We start from the raw sequence: 26944 nt of genomic DNA on the forward strand, positions 1-26944 counted from the left end.
ATATATTTGGTTAACTTGAATGGTGTTGCTGTATGGCTCGAATTTCCGATGTCATTCTAGCTAAAGGCGGGAATCCATTCTTGTCATGCTGAACTTGTTTCAGCATCTATTAAAAGATATCCCGAAATAAATTCGGGATGACGCACAAAATGGATTCCCGCCTTTAGCTAGAATGACATCGAACCATTTACAAAATATACATCTTGACTAAAAATTTTATGCTTATCAACAAAAATATTCTTTTTATATGGTTTTCCCGAATATTGACCCTATTATTTTTTCTATAGGACCGCTTGCCGTTTCTTGGTATTCGCTTTCTTATGTTACGGGTATTTTGCTCGGTTGGCGGTATGCGAGTAAAATTATAGAAAAATTTAACCTTTCAATTACCAAAAAGAATTTGGAGGATTTTATTAGCTGGGCTATTATCGGAATAATAGTCGGCGGCAGAATAGGCTATGTTTTATTATATAACCCTTACAAATATTTAACAAACCCGATTGAAATTTTAAAAACCTATGAAGGCGGAATGTCCTTTCACGGCGGTCTTATCGGTCTTATAATTTCTGCTTATTTTTTCTGTAAAAAGCATAATATTAACCTTTTAAGCCTTGCAGATATTATATCAAGCGCTGCGCCGATCGGTTTATTTTTCGGTAGAATTGCCAATTTTATTAACGGTGAATTATACGGTCGAGTAACTAACTCTTCTTTCGGGATGATTTTCCCGAATAGTGATTTACGACCACGTCACCTTAGCCAATTGTACGAAGCATTTTTTGAAGGTTTAGTATTATTCCTTATTTTAGCATGCTTAGTATTTAAATATCAAACTATTAAACGATCCGGTTTAACTTTTGGAATATATTTGGTATTTTACTCTATTTTCCGAATAATTATCGAAACTTTTCGAGAACCCGATATACAAATCGGCTTTATTTTTGATACCCTAACTATGGGTCAGATTTTATCACTGCCTATGTTGTTATTGGGTATATATTTGGTTAAATTGAAGGGCTGTCGTACCGTAGCTTGACCGGTATCCGGTTCTTACTTTTCCGGTATTAGGGGCGTTGTTGCATGACTCGAATTTCCGATGTCATCAACTGCGATTAAACTCACTACTGTACGAACGTTGAAAAAAGGCTGTGTCATGCCGTGACTTGATCACGGCATCCAGGAAAATAAAGCCATATTAGACTTATTTTAGAATCTTTTTATGATATTATAAGCTGGATTCCGTGGTCGTAGCCACGGAATGACAGAATTTTTACCTCTTTATTTAAACGTTCGTACAGTAGTGGATTAAACTACTATATTACATTCACATAATAGTTTCTATTGACTAATTTTTAATATAATAATATGATATCGCAAGTGTTTATAATTTTTTAAAGAGATATTTTTCATGTTCGCAGTCATAAAAGCAGGTGGAAAACAATATAAAGTAGGTACAAACAGTATCATCAAAGTAGAAAAGATTGAAGGAGAGCTTGGTGCTAAAATCAGTCTTGATCAAGTTTTGATGATAGGTGAAAACTCGAAACCGTCTTTTATCGGTACTCCAATGGTAAAAGGGGCGGTTGTTACCGCTGAGATTACCAATCAATTTAAAGATAATAAAATTATCGTCTTTAAGAAAAAGCGTAGGAAAAATTATCGTCGTAAAGCCGGTCACAGACAGGAATTAACAGAGCTAAAAATATTAGATATTACTAAACAATAATACTAGACTCTGTGAACATTTCTAATTAATTTATATTTTGAGGTATTTTTTAGCGAAAATTAATAAGATTTTTGTAGGAATAGTTATTCTTATTTCAAAAAAATCTTATAATTTGCAGCAAAAAAGAGCCAAAATTATGTTATTTTAGAAATATTTACAGAGTCTAGACAATAAAGGAATTATAAAATGGCAACCAAAAAAGCTGGCGGTAGTTCTAGGAACGGAAGAGATTCAGCCGGACGAAGGCTAGGAGCAAAAAAAGCAGACGGTCAATATGTAGTACCCGGTAATATTATTGTCAGGCAACGCGGTACAAAAATTCATCCCGGAAAAAATGTCGGTCTTGGTAAGGATCACACTATCTTTGCGTTGATAGAAGGCTTGGTTGAATTTGTAACTAAGAAAGATCAAAAATTTGTTAATGTTAAAGAAGCAAAAGTAAGTGCGTAGGTACTTAAATCGTCATTGCGAGCCGCTGTAGGCATTGTTGCATGGCTACCGGAATCGACATGGCGAGCGACCTGGAGGCTTTGTTGCATGGCTCATAATTTACTGTATTATGGTTATACAAGTATGGTGTCATACCGTGGCTTGACCCACTACTGTACGAACGTTTAAATAAAGAGGTAAAAATTCTGTCATTCCGTGGCTACGACCACTTCAGTCCAGCTTATAATATCATAAAAAGATTCTAAAATAAGTCTAATATGGCTTTATTTTCCTGGATGCCGTGATCAAGTCACGGCATGACACAGCCTTTTTTCAACGTTCGTACAGTAGTGGGCTTGACCACGGTATCCAGAAAAAACCTTAGTAAAAGACTGGATGCCGTGGTCAAGCCGGCGTTGTTGGATGGCTCGAATTTTCGATGTCATTCTAGCTAAAAGCGGGAATCTAGAAAATGTTTAAGCGAATTATATAGTAAATTTTTATATAATTTTGTTTATTTTGGGTGTTTTTTCTGGATTCCCGCTTTTAGCTAGAATGACATACTGCTGCTTTTATTGAGCCATGCAACAAAGCTGCGACTGGAAGGAGCGCAGCAATCTAGGAAAAAAATAACAAGAAATGCTATGGAAATTATTATTTTCTGGATTGCCGCTCTGGACTGCGTTCCTCCTCACAATGACGGACTTACGTTTTTGCTCCTTAAGTTGACACCCATGCGCCGCAGCTAGGAATGACATCGAAAATTTGAGCCATGCAACAAAGCCATTACCTCACGGGAATGACATCTTCAGAGATTATTCCCTAAATTAAAGTCTATGTACAATAACGCCTTCCCCTCAATAACAAGGCTTTTATAATTTATGGCCTTAATAATTCAAAAATTCGGCGGTACTTCCGTCGCCAACATCAATAGAATAAACGAAATTATTCCTATAATTAAATCTGAGCTAACACAAAATAATCAGGTAATAGTGATTGTTTCCGCTATGGCAGGGGTAACAAATCAACTAGTTACCTTGTGTAATGAGATATCACATCTTAGCAATGCAAATCAACTGGCGGAATATGATGCTGCTCTTTGTAGCGGTGAAATGGTTACCTCTTCGTTGCTTGCTTTAAGATTGCAGGAAGAAGAAATAAATGCTAGATCAGTATTCGCTTGGCAATTACCCATCATAACCGATAGTAATTATAGCAAAGCTTTAGTCGAATCAATATCTACATCCTTATTAAAAGAATGTATAAATCTCAACATTATTCCGGTAATTGCCGGTTTTCAAGGAATAAATTACTTGGGTAGGCTATCTACCTTAGGTAGAGGCGGCTCGGATACTAGCGCGGCTTTAATTGCTGCGGCGATGAAAGCCGATAGATGCGATATATATACCGATGTTGAAGGGGTATTTACTGCCGATCCAAGAATTGTTCCCAAGGCAAAAAAATTAAATCATCTGAATTTTGAAGAAATGCTCGAATTTGCCTCAAGCGGGGCAAAGGTGCTTCATCCTAGAGCGGCAGAAATAGTAAAGCGCTATCAAATACCTATGCGTGTTCTTTCTTCTTTCACTTCAAAAGCAACCGGTACATTAATTACTTCAAAGGATAAAATTATGGAAAATAGAGTAATTACCGGTATTACGTCTAATAAAAACTTATTAAAAATATTAATAGAAAATCCGACAATAAGTTTTATCAAAACCGCCAATATGCTTGCCGCAAGCAATAGCCATATCGAATTAATGCAGGAAATTGAACCGAAAAAACAATATAGTTTCATCACCGGTTTAACTGATAAAAATAACTTACAAAATTTGCTCACTAATCTAAAGAAAAATAATCAAATAGGTAATTTTGTTCTTGATGTCGAAATCGCTATAGTGTCAATAATCGGTTACGGCATTAAAAATGATCATAGCTTACTTGAAACTATATTAGCTAATTTAGAAAAAGATAATATAACAATAAAAATGGTGCAAATATCAGAAATTAAAATTTCTCTCTTGATAAACGATCAAGATACCGAAAAAACAATCTGTAATTTACATAATCTCTTTGAAGTATCGTCTGCTATCTCTTAAATATGGCGCTGTTGCATGGCTACCGGAATCGTCATTGCGAGCGACCAAAGGGAGCGCGGCAATCTAGAAAAATTATAGTCATCCTGAATTTATTTCAGGATCTTTTGCAAGAGATGCTGAAGCAAGTTCAGCATGACAAAAACTAGATTGCCACTCTAGACTACAGCTAAATTCAGAAAGATTTAGACAAGATAAATTTAAAGGTGAGCTAAGCTACCGTACTAGAGTACGTGAGTACAGGCGAATCCGGAAAAATTCACTTGTATCAACCTTTCTGAATGACGCTGTACGTCCCTCCTCGCAATGACGGGGTAAGATCGAGCCATGCAACACCCCCCAAAATATGAGCAAAATATATATACCGCTACCGATTATATATTATGACTAGATTTTGTATAATTTGTTTTATTAGTGTTCATTTAATATATTAAACTTAATAATTTCCGTATAAATATCTTCTATTTACGGCTTATTAGATATATATTAAAAAAAATAAAATTTTTTGGATGGTGTAAAATCTTGAGCTAATGGCTTATTTGGTGTTTATTTTACTCCTCTGCTATATACCCCTTTGCTCTCAAGGCTAGGCTTATATAACTTAAAAAGCAAAAGCAGGACTCTTAAGAAATTAATAATTAAAAAAGTGCTAGTTTTAATAATATATGTGACGGTTCTTATAAAATAAGTCATAGTCAATATAGATAGGTAGGTTTAAAACTATAAATTCGTTCATTAGAAATAAATTTTTGTAGGCCTTCAATGCTTCTTAAAGATAAATTTTACGGGGAAAAGTAATAATGAGCGGTGTTAAAAAAGAATATTCAAAAGGTGAGTATAGTAAGCATTTAAGAAATTTTATAAATAATACGTTAAAAGAAGATGGATTAAGCTCATATGAGTTGAGCAGAATTATGGGTTGTAGTGAAACGGTACTTGGAAGTTTTCTAAAAGGCGGTACAAAAACACTTAATAGCGGTACAGTCGTGGAATTAGCAAAATATAAAAATGCTTCTTTAGATGAAGTATTAGGCAGGAAGGTTAAGGAATCGTTACAAGAGGTAAAAGTAAAAAATGAGAAAGATCAGAATATATTTAAAAAGGATGAACAAAAAATACCGGCATTTTTGAGCAAGTTAGCCCCTGAAGCACAACAATCACTTATGGCAATAAGAGAAGACGCAAAAAAATTTAAATATAATAGCACCTCTAATAATAAAGAACCAAGTGAACAACATAGAAAACCGTTTAAACCTACCGAACGCACTCGTTAGATATAAATTATAATTGCTTGACTACATACTATCCCGCTCAACTAACTTGCCTATAATAATTTCTTTTTTACTTCCCTATACAAAAATTTTTAAATATTTCACCTAGTATTTCTTCTATATTGATGGAGCCGGTAATTGCACTAATAGCTCTAATTGTCATTCTAATATCTTCGGTGGCCAGAACTAAATCTTTCTCCAAATTAAAACTTGTTAACGCCGCTAGGGCTTGCTTTAAATAACGACGATGACGTTCCTTAGTTATATAAGGTGTTTCGGTTAAGCCGGCAATATCTGCGGCAATATTTTCAATATTTTTGAGTATCTCCTGCATGCCGATATTTTCTTTTATTGAAACTTTTAAACAGTTATATTTGTCTTCAATGGAAAATACTTTATCCAAGTCGCTTAAATCGATTTTATTGATAATTATTATAGTATTATTATCAATTAAATCAGTAATAGCCTCATTTAAATTTGAATCTAATAAGATTAATTGTTCTACGTCAAACATAATGATTTTAATATCGGCTTTTTTAGCTGATTCTATAGCTCGTTTAATGCCTTCTTGTTCAATTAAATCATTACTTCCCGATCTTATACCGGCGGTATCTTGTAAAATAATAGGATAGCCGCCGATATCTAAATGACCTTCAATTATATCCCTCGTAGTACCTGCTATATTTGAAACAATGGCTATTTCTCGTTGCATTAAAAAATTTAGCAAACTAGATTTTCCGACATTTGGCGCCCCGACTATTGCTAGTTGTATACCGCTTCGGAGTAATTCCCCTCGACGATTATCGTTAAGATAACTTGTTAATTCGTCTTTGAGTTTAGTACTAATATTCATTACTTCAGTAAGTACGACATTTGGAATATCTTCGTCGGGAAAATCTATATAGGCTTCAAGTAAACTGATTATCCTTAAGAGACTCGCACGCCACCCATTATATAAATCTTCAAGCGCTCCTCCTGCCTGTCTGATTGCTTGCTTATGTTGCATAATAGTTTCTGCTTCAATTAAATCGGCAATCCCTTCGGCAGCGGTTAAGTCAAATTTACCGTTTAAAAAAGCTCTTTTGGTAAATTCCCCTGCTTCCGCTATTCTAAGACCCGCAATATTTAGTAGCACACTAGTAAGCATTATCGCAATTGCTTTGCTACCGTGTACATAAATCTCTATCGTCTCTTCGCCGGTAAAGCTGGCGGGGGAAGGGAAATATACTACCATGGCATTATCGATTAGCTCACCGGTTTCGGGATCGATAAGTTTTTGATAATACATAAATCTCGGTTTAAAATTCTTTTTCCTAGTTAGCATTTTTAAAGAGTCTAAACTTTTAGGACCGGAAATTCTAAAAACTGCTACCCCGGCTCTACCTTGAGCCGAACTTTGAGCAAAAATCGTTTCCACTATATTTCTATGCCTCTTGCGTTGGTCGTGTGGTGTGATATAATGCTATCTATAGCATATATATAATGTGAGTTTAAGGGAATTTTGACTATATTGTCATTTTTGCGTGAGTGTTATTAAACACCTTCGATGTCATTTCCGTGAAAACGGGAATCCAGGCTTTTTTTGTCATGCTGAACTTGTTTCAGCATCTTTTTAATAGATCCTGAAATAAATTCAGGATGACTTAAAAGTGTTTTTTCTGGATTCCCGTTTTCACGGGAATGACATCGAATATACTTTAATCAATCCACGTAACAATGCTACGCAGGAATGACATTAAGAGAAATCCCTCAAGCTCACATTATATAGTAAAATTATAATTTTAGGGTAAATATGGTAACAAACTTATCGTCGTTCAATTCAAGTAGATTAAATTGCCAAGTACCGAGTTATAAAACAGAGATTTTAGAGCTTAGTACGCCACGTAAAGGAGAATTATTTTATATTGAATTTATTCAAAAATTTTTAACCTATATACCTATAGATTATGATTTTAATAATAGACGAGAATTATTTCAAAATTTTGCCGATCAAGCTTTTGAATTTTTTAAAAAAAGAAGAGTAGGAAGTAAAAAGTTAGCAGTCACAACTAGCATTATTGAAAATGATCCGGTTGTTAATATTTTAATATTAATGGATAACAAGCCTCATATAGTTGATGCTATAGTATGTTTACTTGCCAATATTAATTTACCGACTAAATTTTTGCTACATCCGGTAATTAATTGTATCCGAGACGATAAGGGGGGATTATTAAAGATAGTAGATACTCCCGCTAATGATGAAGCAAAAGCTGAATCGTTATTGCATATATCAATTTTAGGCAATCTTGATAAGGAAGCTATTACCGCTTTAAAAGAAGCGTTAAGCGAAAGGTTAGACGAGCTTGAGCAAGGGTATAACGTTTCACCTAAATTAATAGCTCGGCTAGATGAGCTAGCTATGCTGATTTCCAAAAATCAACAACTATGCAACAATGACAAATTAAATTGTAACGAGTCTAGTGAGTTTCTGCGTTGGTTAAAGAATGATAATTTAATTTTCTTAGGGATGCTTGATTTTGACGTAAAATCTTTAAAATTAACGAAAGAAGAAGGCGTAACGAAAATATGGCAAAATATAAAATCGGAGATCGACGATATTATAAAATGCTCGGCAAACCCGCTACATCAAAATCAATTGATTATTTTGGGTAAAGTGAATAGCATTTCGCTTATTCATCCCGATAATTTAGTAGATTATATTTTAGTTAAAAACCTTGATAAAAACGGAGAATATATTTCCGGAAGTATCATTTTCGGCATCTACAACTTCCCTATATACTACCAATCAATAAGTGATATTCCGCTGTTAAGACAAAAACTTAATTTTGTACTAGAAAAAGCCGGATTTTCGTTATCGGGTTATAATGCCGATAAATTAAAAATTCTAATGGAATCGCTACCTAGGGAAGCTTTTATACAAGTTGATGAAGGCGATTTATATTGTATGTGTCTGCATATGCTTTCAAGTATGATGAGCAAAAAGCTTAAATTATTCATTCAATATGATTGGTCAAGTTCTTTCCTTAATATAATAATTTTTCTACCGAGAGAACGGCTAACTTCGGAGATACATAATAAAATAGATTGTTATTTGACGGAAAAATTCGGTAGCAAAATATTATCTAACTATATCACGGAAGTAGCGGGAAGTTTTTCCTATCTATTTGTTACTTTAGAAGCTGTTGATAAAAATCAAATAAATTTTGAAGCGGAAATAATTCAACAAGATTTAGACCGTATTTCCACTCGCTGGAGTGAAGATTTTTATCTTAAACTTTCTAAAAAATTCGGTGAATATCAGGCAGGAATTAATTTAAAACTTTTCGATGCCGTTTTCCCCGCAGATTATCGCCAAAAATTTCCTCCCGAAATAGCGTTAATAGATATTGAATATCTAACAAAAGCTAGTAATAAACAAAAATGTCTGTTTAATTTAGTAGCTATTAATGAATCTGAGTTTCACTTAAAAATATATAGCCCTAGCGTGAAACTAATCCTTTCTAATATACTTCCACCGATAGAGAATTTAGGCTTTAAAGCAATTGATGAACAAAGCTTTGTTATTAAAGAAGTAGGGGAAATTAAAGGAAGCTGGGTATATAACTTTATCTTGACTAGTTCCGTACCGGTGAAAGACGATATCACAGAATTAAAAATAAATGTTGAAGAAGCTTTGGATAAAATGACTTCCGGACTTCTTGCCAACGATTCTTTAAGTAAGCTGATAGTACTTGCCGGCTTTAATTGGAAGCAAGTAAAACTAATAAAAGCCTTAACTAGATATTTACATCAAACCGGTTTTATGTACGGCAAGGGCTATGTACAACTTACCTTAATAAAACACCCCGTATATACTAGAATGTTAGTTGGTTTGTTTAATATAAAATTTAATCCGGTACGTTTATCTGATAAAAAATTAACCGAGATTAAGGAAAATATTAACAATTATCTTGCTACAGTAACTATCAGCAGCGAAGATCAAGTGCTGCGTAGCATGTTTTATATTATCGAAGCTATTATAAGAACTAACTATTATCAACTTGTACCTAACGATTCCGATAATAAGGTTGTTAATAAACACTGTCTTGCTTTTAAGTTCGACTCAAGTAAAGTACCGAATTTACCGCAGCCCATCCCTTTTGCCGAAATATTTGTCTATTCCAAGGATTTTGAAGCTGTCCATCTTAGGGGCGGTAAGGTATCGCGCGGGGGGATTAGATGGTCAGATAGAGCAGAGGATTATAGGCTAGAGGCACTAGGGTTAATGAAGGCGCAAATGACTAAAAACTCGGTTATCGTACCGGTCGGTTCTAAAGGTTGCTTTTTTATTAACTTTACCCTGGATGGACTTAAACGCGAAGAATATATGGCAAAAGTAGTTGAGTGCTATAAAAATTTTCTGCGAGGTATGCTAGATATTACCGACAATATTATTGACGGGAAAGTGGTGCAACCGAAAGATACCGTTATTTACGATCAAGAAGATCCTTATTTAGTAGTTGCCGCCGATAAAGGTACGGCCTCATTTTCGGATTATGCAAATAGCGTTGCACATGAATATAACTATTGGCTCGGTGATGCTTTTGCCTCAGGCGGTTCTGCCGGCTATGACCATAAGAAAATGGCAATCACTTCTAAAGGTGCTTGGATTGCGGTAATAAATCACTTCCAAATCATGGGAATAGATGTTCAAAAAGACCCTATTACAATGGTAGGCATCGGTGATATGTCAGGCGACGTGTTTGGTAACGGCATGCTTAGATCGAAGGTAGTTAAGTTAGTTGCCGCGTTTAATCATAAACATATATTCATTGATCCGTCTCCTGATCCGTTGCTTAGCTTTAATGAGCGCCTGCGTCTGTTTAATTTACGTGAATCTAATTGGTCGGACTATGATATTAAGCTTATCTCACAAGGCGGCGGAGTATTTGAACGTAGTAGTAAATCAATTAAATTAACACCGGAAATTAAAGCATTACTTGAAATAAATGAAAACGAAGCAACGCCCGAAGAACTTATAAGATTTATTTTAAAAGCAAATGTCGATCTGCTTTGGAACGGTGGAATAGGAACTTATATTAAGGGCAAAACGGAAAGTAATTTAGAAATCGGCGATAAAGCAAATGATAATCTTAGATGCAACGGCTTAGAAATCAGAGCAAAAGTTATAGCTGAAGGAGGAAATGTCGGCGTATCTCAACAAGGTAGAGTTGAATACGCTAAGAAAGGCGGGCGAATAAATGCCGATTTTATAGATAATTCAGCCGGAGTTGACTGCTCGGATCATGAAGTGAATATAAAAATTGCCCTAACTGGTGCCGTAACTTCCGGTAAAATTACCTTGGAGGAGCGCAATAAGTTACTAATAGATATGACAAAGCAAGTGGAAGAGTTAGTACTTGTCGATAATTATAAACAAACTCAAGCTATAACCGTTATGCAGCTATCTCCTACTTCAACCGTTGGAATATTTAGCCAATTTATCGATATTTTAGAAGAGGAAAAAATATTAGTACGAAGTAACGAGTTTTTACCGACGGCCGAAGAGTTAAACAAAAGAGCCGTGAACGGTGAGCCGTTAACCCGTCCTGAGCTTTGCGTCCTTCTTTCTTATAGTAAAAGGTCGGCTTATCACGAATTAATAACTGCTACCTTTTCACATGATAAATATTTTGATTCTTGCCTTATAAATTATTTCCCCGAATTAATGAGGGATAAATTCCGTTTAGAGATTTTAGCACACCCGCTTAAACATGAAATTATTAGAACCGTCGTAACCAATAAAATCATTAATCACCTCGGCGGTCCTTTAGTTAGTATATTAAAACGTGAAACCGGCACTGCACTTTGTGATATAGTACGCTCATTTATAATTATTTGCGAAATATTTGATCTTGATAATATTTGGGAGCAAGCGGAGTCACTACCCGTTAATATCGATTATAATATTAAAATTGATATGTTCACTGAAATAGCTAAACTTATGCGTCGCGGTATTGCGTGGTTTATTAAACATGTGAAACATCCTATTAATATTAGCGATACTATCGAAGAGTTTTTTGAACCTACACAAATTTTAAGGAAGATAGTCGGCGGAATGTTGGTAGAAGAAGCTAAAGCTAAGCTGGAAGATAAATTAAAATACTATATTGCTTCCGGGGTAGATGAATCATTTGCGAATATAATAGTCACACTTGACAGTTTAGTTTCAGTTTTTGATATAATATATATTACTAAACAAACAGGGGGCAATAATATAGAGATAGCAAGTTTGTACTTTTCCGTCGGCAATAGATTTAACATTGATTGGCTTCGCAAAGCTTGTGAGAAACAATTAAATAATTCTTATTGGAGTAGGCTCGGCATTCAGTCTTTAAAAGATGATTTATATGACAAACAAAGAAAATTATTGATCAAAATAATAAATAAATCAAAATCAACTATTGATTTAGATTTGTGGATTGATAATAATAAAAGTTTAGTTCAAAATTTTCTTGATTTTATGAAGGAAATTAAACTTCAAGAGAATGTAGATTTAAATATCATTATTTTAGCAAATAAAAAATTTGAAAAATTCTTACAAAAACTTGAGTAAATTATGTCATCTGCCCTTAAAAAAGCACGACTAGATTCCGGTAAGACTCTTCAACAAGTATCTTCCGATTTAAAAATTAGAAAAAAATATTTAGTAGCTCTTGAAGAGGAGGATTTCGAGCTCTTACCGGGTGAAGTATATGTAAAGGGTTATTTAAAATTATATTTAGATTATCTTAATATAAAAGATGAAGTTAATTTAGAGCCGATTAACGATAAAATTTATGAAAAAGAAGACTCATTAAAAGACATACGAAATAGATCATTAGTTAATTATAAACATAAAAAACAATTAGTGGTCATATCGATCTTAATGTTATTAGTAATAATTATAATTTATCCAATAGTATAGTATCAAAAATTTAAATGACAGTAGAGAATGAACAATTGCAAAGATTAATGCAAGAAGTTGATCATAAGATTGATAAATTATTGCTATTAATAGCAAATCAACAAAATGAGATTAGTCGGTTGCAATCTGAAAATAAGCAGTTAACGGATAATTATTCAAAAATTCTTACACAAATTACTGTTTATATAGAGGAACTTGAAGAAATAAAACATACTCGAATGCTTTGAAAAATTGCTCTTCGTTATCTTCATGGTTTCGTGTACTCACGTACCGAGTATACGCTGTGCGCTACTTCCCATTTGCTAACAAATTCAATTCTTCAAATCATTCGAGTACCATTAAATACAAAAATAATTATGTCAATTGTCACAATAACATTAAATAATAAAAATTTTCAGCTTTATTGTAATGATGGAGGAGAAAAGGAATTATTTAATTTAGCAGCTAAATTAAACGACAAAATAATTGAAATTAAATTAGTAAACCCTACCGCTTCCTTTGAGTTATTACTTGTTATGGCAGCCCTTGGTATTCAATCGGAAATGCAAAATTTAACGGAAAAATTTGATAAAATGGATATTAAAAATGCCCGCGGTGATGAAGAGAAATTTGCAGAAACATTAACTACCATAGCAAGTTATCTAGAAAACCTTGCACAAAAGATGGGAAAGTGATATCTTACAAAATGGGACTGCTTAGCTCGTCAGCTTAATATTTACCTGGGACTACAATTATTACTTCAGGATTTCATCCCTGTCTGTTACTATTCTTTTAGTTCAGGCATATGAGAACCGCCTTTACATAAAGGTCTTTGAAGGATTTTAAGCAACGGCTAAAGTGGTCCTATAATATAAAAATTTATTTTTAAACTTTAAGTAGACAAAGCTACTTTTTTTTTGATTATAGTACAGCGTCATCTCGATCGCTTGATACAAGCAAATTTTTCGACATTCGCCTGTGCTCACGTACTCTAGTACGGTAGCTTAGCTCGTCTTTAAATTTATCTTGTCTGAAGCTTTCTGAATTTAGCTGTATGAGTTGAGGATTGTATCCTTTTACGGTTGATGCGGCATTGTTGCATGGCTCGAAAATTAATAAAAAACACGTCATTGCGAAGCCGCGAAGTGGCTGCGGCAATCCGGGCTATCCCGAATATAATGAGGGATTTAATTAGAATACCAAAAAATTTATATAGGCGGCAAGTTTAGTATAAAAATATGTTTATACTTGATTGCCGCGTCGGCATAAATGCCTCCTCGCAATGACGATTCCGGTAGCCATACAACAAGTTGATACCGCTTAAATTGAGAGGTTTCTACGCCCCCCGGAATAGCCTAAAAGCTATTCCGGATTTTTTTTATCCGGTCTTTCACCCTTACCGCTTAAATTTTCTTAATAGAATCAAGAGTAGTTTCCAGAATCATACTTGCGGCTATTACATCATCGTTATTATTGCGTTCTTTTCGTTTTACGCCGAATGATTTAAGCAAATTATTCGCCGCTTTCGTAGTAAGCCTCTCATCCTGTAAAAATATCGGCAGGTCGGTATATTTCGTAAAATCTTCGGCAAATTTTAATACTATTTCCGCTTGCGTTCCTATCTCGCCGCTCATATTAATCGGCAACCCTATAACTATACCGCAAACTTTGTATTTTTCGATTAAATTTAGTATAGTAGTAATTTGGGCTTTTTTATTTATTGCATTTGTAGCGCATAAAGGCATAGCAATGGTACGCTCTTGGTTAGAGATCGCAACGCCGATCTTTTTAGTCCCGTGATCTAAGGCGATAAGAGGAGAATTAACCGGTAAAAGTCGATAAAATTCTTGAAGATTTTTTATTATCATGATAAATAAGATTACTCAATTATTGGTTATACTGCCAGTAAATAAAGAGTTAGTTTTAATGTTATTATTTTCCTATTTTTGTGATGTCATTCCCGCGCAGGCGGGAATGACATCAGCTACAATTTTTCAAGTTAACTGAGTATATATGCTTAAAATAATACAAAAACACTTAGATACTAAATTAATTAAATTAGCCTTAGTTCTAGCTTTTATCTATTGTCTGCTTTTTAATTCTGCCGTGCTAATCTATAAATTTGATTATTACAAGGCTAGTTTTTTTAAAGCTATATTAGAACTAACAAAAGATTTTTGTTATATTTATATATTCTCTTTTATAATATTCTTCGGTTTTACCGTACATCGGCTAATTTTAACGATCGGCACAATTTTCTTATTTGTAACGTCGGCTATAGCTAGTTACTATCTTTACTTTTTTAAGATAAAGCCCACTAAAGAAATGATGGGCAGCTTTTTTTCAACCGATCTAAACGAAATTTATGAATTAATAAGTATTAGATTGATAATATGGTTAATTTTTAGCTTATTTGCCTGTCTTTATACTCTGAAAAACTTTACTATTACTAATACTAACTCATTTATTACTAAATTACTATCGGCGATTTGCCTACTTATTTTTGTTAACGCTATTATTTCGCCGCCGTTTAAAATATTAAATAACTATTTTCCTGTGCAATATTTACATAATACTTATTTAAATTTTGCACAAAACTTTAGTAATAGACATTTAGCTAAAATAGATATTAGCCAAAAATATAATTTTGTCGATAAGTCCGATCAAGCTATTATCGGTGTTTTGGTTATAGGTGAATCTGCAAGGTTTGATCATTTCGGTATTAACGGTTACGTGCGAGATACTACTCCTTATTTAAGCTCTACTCCTAATGTATTTTCCTTTAAAGCTAAATCCTCCTCAAATCTTACTTATATTTCCGTGCCTTCATTGCTTTCGCGTCATAATGCAAGTAACTTAGAAGATAGCAAGCGAGAAACTAGTTTTTTATCGGTTTTGACTAAATTAGGCTTTAATACCGATTGGATAGGCACACAAACTTTAATGAGGAATTTCGCAAATTTTAACTTAGGCACCATTTATGATGAAGTTAATTTTACGATTATCCCAGGCGGCTCGGCATTATTTGCCCTAAATGATTATGACGCAAAAATGCTACCTTTTATAGAAGAAATGTTAAAGCATGCAGAAAAGCAGTTTTTAGTTATTCATACTTCAGGAAGCCACTGGAATTATACCACACGATACCCGAAAGAATTTGAGCGTTTTACCCATACTTGTGCCGTTATAGCAAAAGCCGATCCTAGCAGTTGCGACAAATCGGCATTAATTAATAGTTACGATAACTCAATTTTATACACCGATTTTTTTTTGCATAACGTAATAAATTTATTAAAAGATAAAAATTCATTTTTTATTTATGTCTCTGATCACGGTGAATCTTTGGGTGAAGATGGATATTACGGTCACGGCGGTCCTTTATTAGATCAGCAAATAACCGTGCCTTTTATAGCGTGGGTTTCCGACAAGTTTAAATCCGCACACCCAAAGTTAGTAGCCTCTATAGAAAATCAGGTAAATAGCGAAATTAGCCATGATTATGTTTTCCACTCAATTCTTGATTGCCTGAATATTGGTTCCGAAATAATTGATAAAGATTTAAGTTTATGTGGAAAACAGATGCAGCTAAATTCAGAAAGCTTCAGACAAGATGAATTTAAAGACAAGTCTGCGCAAGCAGTCAAAAGTACGTGAGCACAGACGAGTTCTGAGAAATTCGCTTGTATCAAGCGATCGCGATGACGCTATATAGGATAAGTTAATGGCAAAAATCTATTTTATAGCCGGTGAAATATCGGGCGATTTTATCGGTTCCCGAATAATCCGGCATCTGAAAAATAACAAGGAACTCGAATTTACCGGTATAGGCGGGAAAAGGATGGAAGAAGCCGGCATTACTAAAAGCTTATTTCCTATTTCCGAAATAAGCCTGATGGGATTTATCGAGATTATACCGAAATTTTTAAAGATTAAACGATTAATTAATCTTACCGTAGACGATATTATTAAAAGCGCGCCGGATATATTAATTACTATCGATTCCCCCGGTTTTACTTATCGAGTAGCAGAGCGGCTAAGAAAAATCTTACCTAATTTAAAAATGATTCATATAGTAGCACCGTCGGTTTGGGCATATAAGCCAAGGCGAGCTATAAAATATGCAAAAATTTATGATTGTTTATTTGCGTTGCTACCTTTCGAGCCACCTTATTTTACTATGGTAGGACTCGATTGCCGATATATAGGTCATCCGATAATAGAACAGGAATTTTATAACGATAAATTAGCTTTGCGAGAAGAATTTAAAATAATGAACGGCACAAAAATCTTGTGCGTAACGGCAGGTAGTAGGCGAGGAGAAATCTTAAGACATTTGCCGATTTTTATCCCTGCTATTAATAATATTGCTGAAAACCACCGTCTTACGGTAATATTTACCCTTGCCGACCCAAGTCACGAAAAAATAATACAACCATTTTTGATAAATACAAAATTTAATTATGTATTTTCTAACGAGCGGCTAAAAAGTTATGCGATAGCTGATTTAGCCTTAGCAAAATCGGGAACTAATATATTAGAAATAGCCGCGTCTAACACGCCGATGATTGTCGCTTATAAACTCAATATATTTAGCTTTTTTATTATAAAACTATTAATCAAAATTAAATATGCTTGTTTAATTAATATTATAGCCGGCAAAGAAATAATTCCGGAGCTTATTCAATTTAACTGCTGCTCCGCTCTTATTACCTCAAAACTTGAAGAATTATTATTGAGTCCCCAAAAATCGCATGCGCAAATAGTAGAAAGTCAAGCAGTCTTAAAAGAACTAGGTTTTAAGTCAAGCCAAACTCCTTCTTTATCAGCCGCAAAAATTATAGAAAAAGAGTTTTTGAAAAAAAATTTCGATAGCTAGATATATTCGAGTGATTTTAAGAAAACGCTAGAAAAAATAAATAGTTTTTATTAAGAGAAAAAAAGGTTGGAGGTCGCACCCGTCCATAGCATTTTTTGAATTACTATAATCACTAATAATAACATAGCGATAAAATACATTTCTACATTTCTTTTTATGCTATTTAGCTGTTTAACTAATGCCTTTAAGTCATTCGATATTTTTTTTTGCTCTTCGCTATTATCCGATCTCATTGCAAGCAAATTACCTGACAAACTCATTAATTTACTATTTATCTTTTTTAATGCTTCGGTATATTCATCATTTTTATGTTCGGCATTGCTATCTTTATTCATAGTATATTATACTCACTATATTATTATTATAGTCAATGATAAGACTTAAAATAGACATGGTTATTATGCCCTACAGCGTCATCTCGATTGCTTGATACAAGCGAATTTTTCTGGATTCGCCTGTGTTCACGTATTATTAACGGCTAGTGCAGGCTCACCTTTAAATTCATCTTATCTAAATCTTTCTGAATTTAGCTGTACATTATAGGCTTTACCATTGATGCATTCTTTTAAATTAACCTTAAAATTGCATACTAGTTCGTTAACTTAAGATACGAAAAAAGTATGGATTCTAAAGTTAGAACAAATTTTAATTTAAATAATCTTAACTGCGGGTGTAACGATTTCTCCAAAAAATTAGTTTTTTATATATTTTATAAATTAAATTTGATAAAATTTAAGTAAACTCTTGAGGACAATTTTTACTATAAATTGCTCCCATTGTCAATAAAAAACCACGTTTCATGGTTTTTTATATATTCTCAGTAGCAAAACCCTATAGGTTAAGGGTTTAAAATAATTTAAGTTTAGGGGAAGAGAAGAGAGCGGTTTTTAAAAGATGGGCATTGTTGCATGGCTCGATAAAAGCAGCAGTATGTCATTCCCGCGCAGGCGGGAATCTAGTTCTTGTCATGCTGAACTTGGTTCAGCATCTCTTATAGTAGATCCTGAAATAAATTCAGGATGACTAAAAATGTTTTTTCTAGATTCCCGCTTTTAGCTAGAATGACATAATGGGGTGTGGGAATGACATCAAAAATATTGAGCCATGCAACAACACCTAAAAGATGCGAAGTATGGGGAACAGCTTAAGGTAGGTGAGGTTACCGTAAATTCATATTATGAAACAGCTATTTTTTTAGTAAAAATTATTGATAGTATTTTTTCATATTATTCCCATTATAAATTTTTCTATAATTTCATATGACGATAAAAATCAGGATTATCTTCCCACAATTCGCGAACTTTTACAAATAAAAAAAGATGGACTTTGCAATTAAAAAATTGCTCCATTTCTTGCCGTGCTTGTGTGCCGATTTCTTTTATGTTACTGCCGTTCTTTCCGAGTATTATAGTTTTATAGCTTTCTCTTGTTACGACTATGACTTGATGAATTTTTACCGACTTGTCGCTCCGTTCCTCCCAGCTTTCGGTTTGAACGGTTAGCTTATAAGGCAATTCTTGATGCAGGTTTAAAAATAACTGTTCCCTCGTGATTTCTGCCGCTATAAAGCGCATCGGCAAATCGGTCATGTCGTCCTCTTCGTAAAGCCACGGAGAGAATTTTGCTTGCGCAGTAATATGCCCAAGCAACTCATCAATATTTTTGCCAACTAAAGCAGAGATAGGGAAAACCAAACTTTCAGGGTGATCAGCAGTTAAGTTAGCATTAATATCGTCAATATATTGAGATTTAACATCTATTTTATTTAGTAAAAATACCGGTGTTATTTTAAGAGATGAGAGTTTTTTTAATATCTCAAGAGTAATTTTATCCAAAGGCTTTAAGCTATCGATAATTAACATCACGATATCGGCGCTATGTAAACTTGACCAAGCGCACCGAACCATAGCTTTTTCTAGACGGCTTTTCGGCTCAAATATACCCGGCGTGTCATACAAAATTATTTGCGTATCTTTAATGGTAACTATGCCGGTAATGATAGAGCGGGTAGTTTGAACTTTCGGAGTAACTATGGAAATTTTCTGCCCGATAAGTTTATTCAATAAAGTCGACTTGCCGCTATTCGGTCTACCGATTATACAGACAGATATAGTTTTTTGAGCTTGCTTTGTCACAAAATCGACATATATGTGCCTTAATTTTCTAGTTCTTTCATTAAAAATTGTTTAGCTTGCTGAGCGTCAGAATTTGTAGGGTCTAACTCAAGTGCTTTGTTAATAGATTCTAAAGCTAATTCATATTTACCTAAATTATATAAAGCTACCCCTTTGTCGTGGTGTGAATTCCAAACACCAGGATTTAATTCGATAACTTTATCGAATGACTTAATAGCTAATTCATATTTGCCTAAATTATATAAAGCTACCCCTTTATCATAGTGTGAATTCCAATTATCCGAATTTAATTCAATAGCTTTGTTAAAGGATTCAATTGCTAGGTCGTACTTGTCTAGTTTAGACAGAACTACACCTTTTTCATAATAAAAATCTGAATTATTAGGATTTAATTTAATAGCTTTATCATATGCTTCAATAGCTAATTCATATCTACCTAAATTATATAAAGCTATTCCCTTTACATAATATGACTTGAAATCACTAGGGTTTGATTCAATGGCTTTGCTACAAGCTTCTACGCTAAAATTATAAAAATCATGTTCATCAAGTTTAGATAAGGGAGATGTTGGGTCTAGGTTATCAGGACTTGTCCCAGCAGTTTTATTACATGACTTAAGAGCTAAATTATATTTACTTAACATACCTAATACTAAATCTTTATTAGTATACAAAACCGAATTGTTGGGATTTAACTCAATAGCTTTGTCAAAGGCTTCAATGGCTAAGTCATATTTGCTTAATTTAGCCAATACCGCACCTTTATCATTATACAAATTTGAATTATTAGGATTTAATTCGATAGCTTTGTCAAAGGCTTCAATGGCTAATTCATATTTGCTTAATTTAACCAATACCGTACCTTTATTATTATATAAAGTCGGATCATTAGAATCTATTTTGATAGCTTTATTATAAATATCAATAGCTAACTCATATTGCTCCAATTTTTGTAAAGCAACGCCTTTATTATTATAGGCATTTATGTGTGTGGGATTTAATTCAATAGCTTTATTACAGGCTTTAATAGCTAAATGATATTTATTTAAATCATTTAAAGCGGCTCCCTTATTACTATATAAATCTGGATCCTTAGGATTTAGTTTAATAGCTTTATCATACAACTTAATAGCCAACTCGTATTGACCGGAATTATGTAATTCGACAGCTTCATTATAGTAATCTATATAAGAAATTGTTTTATCGCTTTTAGCTCCTAGTGATAAAAAAGCAAAAAATAAAGTCTGGAAATATTTTTTCATATTATTTTCTTATCAATTTATTATATTTTTATAACAATCCAATTGTACGCAACAATTCTCGTGCAGCATCTTTTTCAGCTTCTTTAATGGAATGACCGGTACCGGTTTGCGTGTGGTCTTTTATTGTTACCGATACTGTAAAAGTCGTAGAGTGAGAAGCGCCTTTCCTGTTGATAACCTTATATATCGGCACATGAAATCCTTTGCTTTGCGCCCATTCCTGCAATGGGGTTTTAGGGTCGTAATTAGTTAAATCCTTAACGACAATAAAGTCAGCCCACAGATTTTGAACGATTTCGCGCGTGACGCTAATATCACTATCAAGGTAAATAGCCGCAATTAAAGCTTCCGTCGCATCTTCTATATTATTCGGATTATCACGCCCGCCTGAAAGCTCCTCCCCTTGCGTCATTATAATATAATTGCTTAAATTAAGGTTAGCGGCAACTTTGCAGAGTGTTTCCTTGCAAACTAAATAAGCTCTAATTTTCGCTAATTTCCCTTCATCGTAATCGGCAAAATTAGTAAATAAAATTTCGGTAACTAGAAAACTTAATATGGCATCCCCTAAAAATTCCAGTCGTTCATAATCCATATATTGATTTGAAGAATGTTGTTTTAAGGAAGGGTGGCTTAATGCTTCGATTAAAAGATTTTTATCTTTAAAATTATACCCTAATAGCTTTTCTAATTTTTGATCAATTACAGTGTCATTCAGAAAATTTGATACAAGCGAATTTTTCAGAACTCGCCTGTGCTCACGTACTTTATTGACGGCTAGCGCAGTCTCGTCTTTAAATTCATCTTGTCTAAACTTTTCTGAATTTAGCTGTATTTCCATTATGCAGAGTCCATTTTATAAAGGCTTTTAAATATCCTATTAAATCTAATAGAGGAAAACCAAGGACCGATTCGGAGTATTTGTTTTATAATACCGATATCGTTATCCCATAATTTTAGTTCGGTAGAAAAGTAAATAAACTGCGCTTTAGCAATGAAATTTTCAAACGGTACATAACCTAAATCTATCCTACTATCATTTGACTCGTCTCTGTTATCGCCTAGGAAAAAATATTTATCCTGCGGCACATAAAAAACTTCCGTATTACCGTATTTATTTTCTATTAATGTTCCGTTAATCGGAGCAACTTTATAAGAAAAATAAGACACGCCGTTCGGTAATATTTCTTTATATCTTCTATATTTTCGACCTTCTTCACTTATAAAAATTCCTGCTTCGGAGCGCTCTATTTTTTGATCGTTAATATATATTACGTTATCAATTAATTGTACTTTATCCCCTGGCAAGCCTATTAAACGCTTTATATATCTAACATCCATATTATGAGGCGGACGAAAAACTACTATATCTCCTCTTTGCGGTTGGCGTGCAAATATTCTTCCTTTAAAGAGATTAAAATAGTCGAAGAAAGATAGGGAGTAATTACTGTAACCGTAATTATATTTTGTTGAAAAGATATAATCATTTTCTAAAATAGTCGCTTTCATTGAAGCGGTTGGAACAGTAAAAGGCTCCATGACTAATATTCTAATCATTAAAGCGATCAATATAACTAAAGAAAAAGAACGCCATTCTTGCCAGTTTATTTGTTTTTTCTGCGATTCAATATTTGTTTGCATATATATTTTATAATTAATATGGTTAGTTATTCTGTCATACCGTGATTCTTGCATAGTTCGATAAAAGCAGCAGTATGTCATTCTTGCTGCCCCTTATGTCATTCCCGTGAAAACGGGAATCCAGAAAAATAATAGTCATCCTGAATTTATTTCAGGATCTATTACAAAAAGATGTTGAAACAAGTTCAGCATGACAAAGAAAAGTCTGGATTCCCGTTTTCACGGGAATGACATTGAACATGCTTAACCTATCATACAACATCAAACCCTTTAATACGCTCTTCAATCTCATCACGAAAGTGATGTATTAACCCTTGAATAGGCCAAGCGGCAGCGTCACCTAAAGCACAAATAGTATGCCCTTCGACTTCTTTGGTTACCTCAAGCAACTCATCGATCTCATGCTTTTTTGCCTGTCCTTGCACTAAACGCATCATAACCCTCCACATCCAGCCTGTCCCCTCTCTGCAAGGAGTGCATTGACCGCACGACTCATGCATATAAAATTTGCTTAATCTGGCAATGGCATAAATAATATCGGTAGATTGATCCATGACGATAATACCGCCGGTTCCAAGACTCGATCCGGCAGCTTTTAAACTATCAAAATCCATATCCACTTCACATAAAGATTTAGGTAATAACGGCACGGAAGAGCCGCCAGGGATTATAGCTTTAAGGTTATCCCAGCCACCGCGTACCCCTCCGGCATATTTATCAATTAGTTCCTTTAAAGGAACGCCCATTTTTTCTTCAATATTACAAGGCTTATTGACATGTCCTGAAATGCAGAAAATTTTAGTGCCGGTATTATTCGGTTTGCCGATACTGCTAAACCACCCGGCTCCACGTCTTAAAATAGTCGGCACTACAGCTATAGATTCAACATTATTAATAGTGGTCGGGCAACCATACAAGCCGTAGCCTGCAGGAAAAGGCGGTTTTAACCTCGGCATGCCTTTTTTACCCTCTAAACTTTCAAGTAACGCTGTTTCCTCACCGCAAATATATGCACCTGCTCCTCTATGTAAATAAATATCGCAATCAAAACCGGAGCCGCAAGCATTTTTACCGATTAATCCCTCATTATACGCTTCATCTAAAGCTCGTTGGATATTAGAAGCTTCATTATAAAACTCTCCCCTAATATAGATATAACATATATGCGCACATATCGCAAAGCTTGCTAGCAAGCACCCTTCTATTAATTTATGCGGCTCAAATCTTAAAATATCACGATCTTTGCAAGTTCCAGGCTCGGATTCATCGGCATTGACTACTAAATAAGAAGGTTTAAGCGATTCCTTCGGCATAAACGACCATTTCGTACCGGTAGAAAAGCCGGCACCGCCACGACCGCGTAAACCCGATTTTTTTACTTCTTCAATTATCCATTCCCGCCCTTTGCTCATTAAAGCTTTGGTATCAGCCCAATCTCCGCGCTTTTTACTAGCTTTTATATCATGGCTTTCTGCCCCTTGCAGGTTAGTAAAAATTCTATCTTCTGCTTTTAGCATATATTGCTCTTAATAAAGATTGATCTCATTTAACTTAATGTTGTATCCATCTCCGACATCATTCCACCCTTCCAATGTCATTCCCGCGTGGCAATGCCCGCGTGGATCAAAAATTAATAAAAAACATCGTCATTGCGAAGCCACGAAGTGGTTGCGGCAATCCAGGCTATCCCGAATTACATGATTTAATTAGAATACTAAACAAGTTTAGTATAAAAATATGTTTATACTTGATTGCCGCGTCGGCACTTCGTGCCTCCTCGCAATGACGATTCCGGTAGCCATGCAACAACGCCCCGTTTTCACGGGAATGACATCGAAAATTCGAGTCACGCAACAAAGCCTGCCGCAGCTAGAAACGATATCGAAAATGTTTAGCAAAAATCGTCATTTAGCTATTTTCTTAGTAGCAAATAACGTGAGTATCGGAGCAGAAATAAAAATTGACGAATAAGTCCCCGCTATGATACCGAAAAATACTAATACGCTAAAGCTACGAATCGCTTCACCGCCGAAAATTACTAGTGCCAAATTGGCAAGTAACGTAGTAACGACCGTTAAGATAGTTCTTGATAATGTTTCGTTAATACTAACATTGATAATTTGGGTAATAACTTTTTTATGAGATTTACGTAAATTTTCTCTGATTCTATCATATATTACCACAGAATCGTTAACCGAGTAACCTATTATAGTCAGAATTGCCGCGATGGTACTTAAATTAAAATCTAAGCCTGTCATACTCATAAAGCCAAGGCTTAAAATAACGTCATGCACTAAAGCCACTAATATTCCAAGACCGAAATACCATTCAAATCTTATCCAAATATAAACCATAATCGCCGCGAAGGAAAATAACATCGCCAAAATGCCTGCGTTAATTAATTGCCGCCCGACTTGAGGTCCGACAAAATCTACTTTACGATATTCAAATTTATAAGGAAAATTATTTTGTAAAGTCGATTTAATGAGTTCAATATTTTTCCTTAAATTATCTTCGCTACTACTACCGAACCTAATAGATAAGTCGCGCTCACTGCCGAAATTCTGCAGTACCACCTCACCGATTCCTAGATTTCCTAGCACTTCACGCATTTTCGGTAAGTCGGGTGCTTGATCAAGCCTTACCTCGATAACAATACCGCCGGCAAAATCAATGCCGAAATTAAATTTATAGATACCTACCCATAATATGCTGATTAACGATAATATAATAGATAACGTATAACTTATTTTTTTAAAATTCATAAAATCAAAATTGATTTTATCCGGTAACAGTCTTAAAGGATATAATTGCATTATTATAGTTTTAATTAAATTAATTTTTTATAAACAACCTAAATTAAAAGATATACAAAAACTTTGTATTTTCAATAATTATAAGCGCTTTAATCAAAGATAAACCTTTTCAAGATTCTTCTAGTATTTTTATTAAAATTATCTATAAAATTAACAAGAAAAATAATTTTTCAATTTTGTCTAGGCTCTGTGAACAAAATTTAAATTATTTATATTTTAAGGTATTTTTACACGAAAATTAATAAGATTTTTGCAGTAATAGCTATTCCTATTTCAAAAAAATCTTATAATTTGCAGTTAAAAAGAACTAAAATAGATTAATTTAAATTTTGTTCACAGAGCCTACTATATAGTAAATTTTAAATGGTTAAATAATTTTTATGTCGGAAGTAATAGTAAAAGAACAATTAGAACAATATATAAATAAAATAGAGAGATTAGAACAAGAAAAAGCAGAATTATCCGAAGAAGTAAAATCTATTTTTCAAGATGCTTCTTCTCATGGATTTGATGCTAAAGCAATGAAAGCTATCTTAAAATTAAAAAAACTTGATAGAGATAAATTAGCCGAGCAAGATGCGATGCTTGAGCTTTATCGCCAAGCTTTAGGTATATAATTATAGTCAGTTTAAGAAATATAATTGTCATTCCCGTGTAGCATTAGCTTTGTTGCATGGCTCGATAAAGCAGCAGTATGTCATTCTAGCTAAAGGCGGGAATCTAGAAAAAATACTTATAGTCATCCTGAATTTATTTCAGGATCAAATATTATAGATGCTGAAACAAGTTCAGCATGACAGAAAAGCCTGGATTCCCGTTTTCAGCCGTTGTTGCATGGCTCGAATTTTCGATGTCATTCCCGCGAAAGCGGGAATCTAGAAAAATTATAGTCATCCTGAATTTATTTCAGGATATGTTAAAGAGATGCTGAAACAAGTTCAGCATGACAAAGAAAAGCCTGGATTCCCGCCTTCGCGGGAATGACATACGACACTTTTTTAGAGCCATGCAACAACGCTTACAGCGCCTCGCCATGACGATTCTGGTAGCCATGCAACAACACCCCGTTTTCGCGGGAATGGGCATAGAAGATGTTTTAATTATTCACAAATGCCCACAATACCCTAATAAATCCATTGCACTTAGCCCTTAACCGCATATAATGCCGACTTTAACCTAAAGTTGTAAAAGTGATAAAATATTTAAGAGATATTCTTGAGGAAGAATATAATAATCTTAGCTTATGGTATTTTGTTAGTTTTATTTGCGGTATTATCGTTTATTTTTCGCTAAATTTTGAGCCACCGTTTTTAGCAATTCTAGCTATTTTTTTCTTTTCTTTACTATTACTTTTTACTAAAAAATATGGCATATTTTGGCAATTTATCTGTGGATTAGTTATCGCCTTTGCCTTTGCTTTGCTAATTAGTAAATATAGGATTTTAAATTTACGAAGCCGCACTATCGGTAAGCCGATAATCTCGGAAGTGATCGGCACAATAGAAACCATTAAGCCGACTATTCACGGCTCACAAATAGTATTAAACGATATAAAAATTAAGAAGATCAATAAAAATATTAAAAAAATCAGGCTAAGCCTACCGAAAAAATACCTTAAAGAAACTACCGTCAGTGATAAGATTAGCTTGCTGGCTAAGCTCTATAAGCCGCAAAATAGCATTCTACCCGGTGGGTATGATTTTGGATTTTATGCCTATTTATCCGAAATAGGCGCAAACGGCTATGCAATGTCTCCGCCAAAAA

The 26944-nt window shown here is 34.1% G+C and carries 34 protein-coding genes, 1 other RNA gene and 1 pseudogene; 24 read left to right on the forward strand and 12 right to left on the reverse strand.

Annotation, left to right across the window (positions count from 1 at the left end):
* The first annotated feature begins 247 nt into the window (after positions 1–247).
* The 5 genes from lgt (at position 248) to AAHM91_RS10320 (ending at position 2610) form a co-directional block, all read left to right on the forward strand.
* Positions 248–1036, forward strand: a complete 789-nt coding sequence (gene lgt / locus AAHM91_RS10300) for a prolipoprotein diacylglyceryl transferase (RefSeq protein ID WP_342270703.1) — start codon at positions 248–250, stop codon at positions 1034–1036.
* Positions 1037–1408: 372 nt separating this feature from the next.
* Positions 1409–1726, forward strand: coding sequence for a 50S ribosomal protein L21 (gene rplU, locus AAHM91_RS10305; protein ID WP_253308208.1), 318 nt, complete (start codon positions 1409–1411; stop codon positions 1724–1726).
* Positions 1727–1912: 186 nt separating this feature from the next.
* Entirely contained in the window at positions 1913–2176 is a 264-nt protein-coding gene (gene rpmA, locus AAHM91_RS10310) for a 50S ribosomal protein L27 (protein ID WP_341793443.1), read from the forward strand.
* Positions 2177–2191: 15 nt separating this feature from the next.
* Complete coding sequence (locus AAHM91_RS10315) at positions 2192–2344, forward strand: hypothetical protein (protein ID WP_342270704.1); 153 nt, start codon at positions 2192–2194, stop codon at positions 2342–2344.
* Positions 2345–2472: 128 nt separating this feature from the next.
* Positions 2473–2610, forward strand: coding sequence for a hypothetical protein (locus tag AAHM91_RS10320; protein ID WP_341793442.1), 138 nt, complete (start codon positions 2473–2475; stop codon positions 2608–2610).
* Positions 2611–2727: 117 nt separating this feature from the next.
* Here AAHM91_RS10320 and AAHM91_RS10325 read toward each other — a convergent pair whose 3' ends face one another.
* A complete protein-coding gene (locus AAHM91_RS10325; protein WP_341793441.1) occupies positions 2728–2913 on the reverse strand; it encodes a hypothetical protein in 186 nt (61 codons plus the stop codon).
* A 123-nt stretch (positions 2914–3036) separates the two neighbouring features.
* On the opposite strand from AAHM91_RS10325, the gene AAHM91_RS10330 reads away from it, so the two are divergent.
* From AAHM91_RS10330 to AAHM91_RS10345, 3 genes are all read left to right on the forward strand, one after another.
* Positions 3037–4254 (forward strand): aspartate kinase, encoded by a 1218-nt coding sequence (locus tag AAHM91_RS10330; protein ID WP_341793440.1) that lies wholly within the window; start codon positions 3037–3039, stop codon positions 4252–4254.
* Between the two features lie 11 nt (positions 4255–4265).
* On the forward strand, positions 4266–4400 hold the full coding sequence (locus AAHM91_RS10335) for a hypothetical protein (protein WP_341793439.1): 135 nt from the start codon (positions 4266–4268) through the stop codon (positions 4398–4400).
* Positions 4401–5051: 651 nt separating this feature from the next.
* Entirely contained in the window at positions 5052–5525 is a 474-nt protein-coding gene (locus AAHM91_RS10345; protein ID WP_253308211.1) for a helix-turn-helix domain-containing protein, read from the forward strand.
* A gap of 67 nt (positions 5526–5592) precedes the next feature.
* Here the strand turns inward: AAHM91_RS10345 and mnmE are convergent, their stop codons facing one another.
* A complete protein-coding gene (gene mnmE, locus AAHM91_RS10350) occupies positions 5593–6939 on the reverse strand; it encodes a tRNA uridine-5-carboxymethylaminomethyl(34) synthesis GTPase MnmE (RefSeq protein ID WP_253308212.1) in 1347 nt (448 codons plus the stop codon).
* 375 nt (positions 6940–7314) lie between these two features.
* Between mnmE and AAHM91_RS10355 the strand changes: the two genes are divergently transcribed.
* The 5 genes from AAHM91_RS10355 to ssrS all read left to right on the forward strand — a co-directional run bounded on the left by AAHM91_RS10355 (position 7315) and on the right by ssrS (position 13319).
* Positions 7315–12120 carry an NAD-glutamate dehydrogenase gene (locus AAHM91_RS10355; protein WP_342270705.1) on the forward strand — a complete coding sequence of 1602 codons (4806 nt, stop codon included), beginning with the start codon at positions 7315–7317 and terminating at the stop codon, positions 12118–12120.
* 3 nt (positions 12121–12123) lie between these two features.
* A complete protein-coding gene (locus AAHM91_RS10360; protein ID WP_253308214.1) occupies positions 12124–12471 on the forward strand; it encodes a helix-turn-helix domain-containing protein in 348 nt (115 codons plus the stop codon).
* 14 nt (positions 12472–12485) lie between these two features.
* Positions 12486–12698: a hypothetical protein gene (locus AAHM91_RS10365; RefSeq protein WP_253308215.1), complete on the forward strand. Its 213-nt coding sequence runs from the start codon at positions 12486–12488 to the stop codon at positions 12696–12698.
* A gap of 129 nt (positions 12699–12827) precedes the next feature.
* Positions 12828–13145, forward strand: a complete 318-nt coding sequence (locus tag AAHM91_RS10370; protein WP_253308216.1) for a cell division protein ZapA — start codon at positions 12828–12830, stop codon at positions 13143–13145.
* Between the two features lie 11 nt (positions 13146–13156).
* Positions 13157–13319, forward strand: a non-coding RNA gene (gene ssrS, locus AAHM91_RS11010) — 6S RNA.
* 52 nt (positions 13320–13371) lie between these two features.
* Here ssrS and AAHM91_RS10375 read toward each other — a convergent pair.
* Complete coding sequence (locus tag AAHM91_RS10375) at positions 13372–13581, reverse strand: palindromic element RPE3 domain-containing protein (RefSeq protein ID WP_342270706.1); 210 nt, start codon at positions 13579–13581, stop codon at positions 13372–13374.
* On the opposite strand from AAHM91_RS10375, the gene AAHM91_RS10380 reads away from it, so the two are divergent.
* Complete coding sequence (locus AAHM91_RS10380) at positions 13551–13679, forward strand: hypothetical protein (protein ID WP_342270707.1); 129 nt, start codon at positions 13551–13553, stop codon at positions 13677–13679. The genes AAHM91_RS10375 and AAHM91_RS10380 overlap by 31 nt on opposite strands.
* Positions 13680–13853: 174 nt before the next feature.
* On the opposite strand, the gene ruvX is transcribed toward AAHM91_RS10380, so the two are convergent.
* The gene (gene ruvX, locus AAHM91_RS10385; RefSeq protein WP_253308217.1) at positions 13854–14318 is read right to left on the reverse strand and encodes a Holliday junction resolvase RuvX; all 465 of its coding nucleotides are present in this window, start codon (positions 14316–14318) and stop codon (positions 13854–13856) included.
* Between ruvX and AAHM91_RS10390 the strand changes: the two genes are divergently transcribed.
* The 3 genes from AAHM91_RS10390 (at position 14317) to lpxB (ending at position 17326) form a co-directional block, all read left to right on the forward strand.
* Positions 14317–14457 carry a hypothetical protein gene (locus tag AAHM91_RS10390; protein WP_342270708.1) on the forward strand — a complete coding sequence of 47 codons (141 nt, stop codon included), beginning with the start codon at positions 14317–14319 and terminating at the stop codon, positions 14455–14457. The genes ruvX and AAHM91_RS10390 overlap by 2 nt on opposite strands.
* A 6-nt stretch (positions 14458–14463) precedes the next feature.
* Positions 14464–16104: a sulfatase-like hydrolase/transferase gene (locus tag AAHM91_RS10395; RefSeq protein ID WP_342270709.1), complete on the forward strand. Its 1641-nt coding sequence runs from the start codon at positions 14464–14466 to the stop codon at positions 16102–16104.
* 67 nt (positions 16105–16171) lie between these two features.
* A complete protein-coding gene (gene lpxB / locus AAHM91_RS10405) occupies positions 16172–17326 on the forward strand; it encodes a lipid-A-disaccharide synthase (protein WP_342270710.1) in 1155 nt (384 codons plus the stop codon).
* A gap of 50 nt (positions 17327–17376) precedes the next feature.
* On the opposite strand, the gene AAHM91_RS10410 is transcribed toward lpxB, so the two are convergent.
* Positions 17377–17661 (reverse strand): hypothetical protein, encoded by a 285-nt coding sequence (locus AAHM91_RS10410; protein ID WP_253308221.1) that lies wholly within the window; start codon positions 17659–17661, stop codon positions 17377–17379.
* A gap of 559 nt (positions 17662–18220) precedes the next feature.
* Here AAHM91_RS10410 and AAHM91_RS10420 point away from each other — a divergent pair.
* Both AAHM91_RS10420 and AAHM91_RS10425 read left to right on the forward strand, forming a co-directional pair.
* Complete coding sequence (locus AAHM91_RS10420; RefSeq protein WP_301282639.1) at positions 18221–18349, forward strand: hypothetical protein; 129 nt, start codon at positions 18221–18223, stop codon at positions 18347–18349.
* An 81-nt stretch (positions 18350–18430) separates the two neighbouring features.
* Positions 18431–18589: a hypothetical protein gene (locus tag AAHM91_RS10425; protein ID WP_342270711.1), complete on the forward strand. Its 159-nt coding sequence runs from the start codon at positions 18431–18433 to the stop codon at positions 18587–18589.
* On the opposite strand, the gene era is transcribed toward AAHM91_RS10425, so the two are convergent.
* From era to nuoF, 5 genes are all read right to left on the reverse strand, one after another.
* Positions 18574–19461 carry a GTPase Era gene (era, locus tag AAHM91_RS10430; protein ID WP_341793429.1) on the reverse strand — a complete coding sequence of 296 codons (888 nt, stop codon included), beginning with the start codon at positions 19459–19461 and terminating at the stop codon, positions 18574–18576. The genes AAHM91_RS10425 and era overlap by 16 nt on opposite strands.
* 20 nt (positions 19462–19481) lie before the next feature.
* Positions 19482–20723, reverse strand: coding sequence for a tetratricopeptide repeat protein (locus tag AAHM91_RS10435; protein WP_342270712.1), 1242 nt, complete (start codon positions 20721–20723; stop codon positions 19482–19484).
* 28 nt (positions 20724–20751) lie between these two features.
* Positions 20752–21564 (reverse strand): ribonuclease III, encoded by an 813-nt coding sequence (gene rnc, locus AAHM91_RS10440; protein ID WP_253308224.1) that lies wholly within the window; start codon positions 21562–21564, stop codon positions 20752–20754.
* Entirely contained in the window at positions 21564–22364 is an 801-nt protein-coding gene (lepB, locus tag AAHM91_RS10445) for a signal peptidase I (RefSeq protein ID WP_253308225.1), read from the reverse strand. Before lepB ends, rnc begins: the two co-directional genes overlap by 1 nt.
* Positions 22365–22615: 251 nt before the next feature.
* Positions 22616–23881 carry an NADH-quinone oxidoreductase subunit NuoF gene (gene nuoF, locus AAHM91_RS10450; RefSeq protein ID WP_342270713.1) on the reverse strand — a complete coding sequence of 422 codons (1266 nt, stop codon included), beginning with the start codon at positions 23879–23881 and terminating at the stop codon, positions 22616–22618.
* Between the two features lie 74 nt (positions 23882–23955).
* Between nuoF and AAHM91_RS10455 the strand changes: the two genes are divergently transcribed.
* Complete coding sequence (locus AAHM91_RS10455) at positions 23956–24150, forward strand: hypothetical protein (RefSeq protein ID WP_342270714.1); 195 nt, start codon at positions 23956–23958, stop codon at positions 24148–24150.
* Positions 24134–24259 (forward strand): hypothetical protein, encoded by a 126-nt coding sequence (locus AAHM91_RS10460; RefSeq protein WP_342270715.1) that lies wholly within the window; start codon positions 24134–24136, stop codon positions 24257–24259. Before AAHM91_RS10455 ends, AAHM91_RS10460 begins: the two co-directional genes overlap by 17 nt.
* 9 nt (positions 24260–24268) lie before the next feature.
* Here AAHM91_RS10460 and secF read toward each other — a convergent pair whose 3' ends face one another.
* Positions 24269–25180, reverse strand: a complete 912-nt coding sequence (gene secF, locus AAHM91_RS10465; RefSeq protein WP_253308227.1) for a protein translocase subunit SecF — start codon at positions 25178–25180, stop codon at positions 24269–24271.
* Between the two features lie 380 nt (positions 25181–25560).
* On the opposite strand from secF, the gene AAHM91_RS10470 reads away from it, so the two are divergent.
* Positions 25561–25797: a DUF2312 domain-containing protein gene (locus AAHM91_RS10470; RefSeq protein WP_253308228.1), complete on the forward strand. Its 237-nt coding sequence runs from the start codon at positions 25561–25563 to the stop codon at positions 25795–25797.
* Positions 25798–25948: 151 nt separating this feature from the next.
* Here AAHM91_RS10470 and AAHM91_RS10475 read toward each other — a convergent pair whose 3' ends face one another.
* Positions 25949–26074, reverse strand: coding sequence for a hypothetical protein (locus AAHM91_RS10475; RefSeq protein WP_341793424.1), 126 nt, complete (start codon positions 26072–26074; stop codon positions 25949–25951).
* 112 nt (positions 26075–26186) lie between these two features.
* Here AAHM91_RS10475 and AAHM91_RS10480 point away from each other — a divergent pair, with 112 nt between their 5' ends.
* Both AAHM91_RS10480 and AAHM91_RS10485 read left to right on the forward strand, forming a co-directional pair.
* Positions 26187–26333 carry a hypothetical protein gene (locus AAHM91_RS10480; protein WP_342270716.1) on the forward strand — a complete coding sequence of 49 codons (147 nt, stop codon included), beginning with the start codon at positions 26187–26189 and terminating at the stop codon, positions 26331–26333.
* A gap of 37 nt (positions 26334–26370) precedes the next feature.
* Positions 26371–26880, forward strand: a pseudogene (locus AAHM91_RS10485) (DUF4131 domain-containing protein); the annotation flags it as partial.
* Between the last annotated feature and the right edge of the window lie 64 nt (positions 26881–26944).

Origin of the sequence: Rickettsia endosymbiont of Orchestes rusci, from assembly GCF_964030945.1 — a bacterium.
GTDB lineage: Bacteria > Pseudomonadota > Alphaproteobacteria > Rickettsiales > Rickettsiaceae > Rickettsia.

Bases quoted from the DNA above. Each gene is read 5' to 3' on its own strand.
- AAHM91_RS10320 (WP_341793442.1), top strand. From the start codon at position 2,473: ATGACACAGCCTTTTTTCAACGTTCGTACAGTAGTGGGCTTGACCACG.
- ruvX (WP_253308217.1), bottom strand. From the start codon at position 14,318: ATGATAATAAAAAATCTTCAAGAATTTTATCGACTTTTACCGGTTAAT.
- rpmA (WP_341793443.1), top strand. From the start codon at position 1,913: ATGGCAACCAAAAAAGCTGGCGGTAGTTCTAGGAACGGAAGAGATTCA.
- lgt (WP_342270703.1), top strand. From the start codon at position 248: ATGGTTTTCCCGAATATTGACCCTATTATTTTTTCTATAGGACCGCTT.
- AAHM91_RS10365 (WP_253308215.1), top strand. From the start codon at position 12,486: ATGACAGTAGAGAATGAACAATTGCAAAGATTAATGCAAGAAGTTGAT.
- lepB (WP_253308225.1), bottom strand. From the start codon at position 22,364: ATGCAAACAAATATTGAATCGCAGAAAAAACAAATAAACTGGCAAGAA.
- lpxB (WP_342270710.1), top strand. From the start codon at position 16,172: ATGGCAAAAATCTATTTTATAGCCGGTGAAATATCGGGCGATTTTATC.
- rnc (WP_253308224.1), bottom strand. From the start codon at position 21,564: ATGGAAATACAGCTAAATTCAGAAAAGTTTAGACAAGATGAATTTAAA.
- AAHM91_RS10425 (WP_342270711.1), top strand. From the start codon at position 18,431: ATGCAACAACACCTAAAAGATGCGAAGTATGGGGAACAGCTTAAGGTA.
- rplU (WP_253308208.1), top strand. From the start codon at position 1,409: ATGTTCGCAGTCATAAAAGCAGGTGGAAAACAATATAAAGTAGGTACA.
- AAHM91_RS10480 (WP_342270716.1), top strand. From the start codon at position 26,187: ATGCAACAACGCTTACAGCGCCTCGCCATGACGATTCTGGTAGCCATG.
- AAHM91_RS10375 (WP_342270706.1), bottom strand. From the start codon at position 13,581: ATGACGTGTTTTTTATTAATTTTCGAGCCATGCAACAATGCCGCATCA.
- nuoF (WP_342270713.1), bottom strand. From the start codon at position 23,881: ATGCTAAAAGCAGAAGATAGAATTTTTACTAACCTGCAAGGGGCAGAA.
- AAHM91_RS10475 (WP_341793424.1), bottom strand. From the start codon at position 26,074: ATGACTATAATTTTTCTAGATTCCCGCTTTCGCGGGAATGACATCGAA.
- AAHM91_RS10325 (WP_341793441.1), bottom strand. From the start codon at position 2,913: ATGTCATTCCTAGCTGCGGCGCATGGGTGTCAACTTAAGGAGCAAAAA.
- AAHM91_RS10435 (WP_342270712.1), bottom strand. From the start codon at position 20,723: ATGAAAAAATATTTCCAGACTTTATTTTTTGCTTTTTTATCACTAGGA.
- AAHM91_RS10390 (WP_342270708.1), top strand. From the start codon at position 14,317: ATGATAAATAAGATTACTCAATTATTGGTTATACTGCCAGTAAATAAA.
- AAHM91_RS10410 (WP_253308221.1), bottom strand. From the start codon at position 17,661: ATGAATAAAGATAGCAATGCCGAACATAAAAATGATGAATATACCGAA.
- AAHM91_RS10470 (WP_253308228.1), top strand. From the start codon at position 25,561: ATGTCGGAAGTAATAGTAAAAGAACAATTAGAACAATATATAAATAAA.
- secF (WP_253308227.1), bottom strand. From the start codon at position 25,180: ATGCAATTATATCCTTTAAGACTGTTACCGGATAAAATCAATTTTGAT.
- AAHM91_RS10360 (WP_253308214.1), top strand. From the start codon at position 12,124: ATGTCATCTGCCCTTAAAAAAGCACGACTAGATTCCGGTAAGACTCTT.
- AAHM91_RS10330 (WP_341793440.1), top strand. From the start codon at position 3,037: ATGGCCTTAATAATTCAAAAATTCGGCGGTACTTCCGTCGCCAACATC.
- AAHM91_RS10455 (WP_342270714.1), top strand. From the start codon at position 23,956: ATGTCATTCCCGCGTGGCAATGCCCGCGTGGATCAAAAATTAATAAAA.
- AAHM91_RS10370 (WP_253308216.1), top strand. From the start codon at position 12,828: ATGTCAATTGTCACAATAACATTAAATAATAAAAATTTTCAGCTTTAT.
- AAHM91_RS10420 (WP_301282639.1), top strand. From the start codon at position 18,221: ATGGGCATTGTTGCATGGCTCGATAAAAGCAGCAGTATGTCATTCCCG.
- AAHM91_RS10355 (WP_342270705.1), top strand. From the start codon at position 7,315: ATGGTAACAAACTTATCGTCGTTCAATTCAAGTAGATTAAATTGCCAA.
- AAHM91_RS10380 (WP_342270707.1), top strand. From the start codon at position 13,551: ATGGCTCGAAAATTAATAAAAAACACGTCATTGCGAAGCCGCGAAGTG.
- AAHM91_RS10395 (WP_342270709.1), top strand. From the start codon at position 14,464: ATGCTTAAAATAATACAAAAACACTTAGATACTAAATTAATTAAATTA.
- AAHM91_RS10345 (WP_253308211.1), top strand. From the start codon at position 5,052: ATGAGCGGTGTTAAAAAAGAATATTCAAAAGGTGAGTATAGTAAGCAT.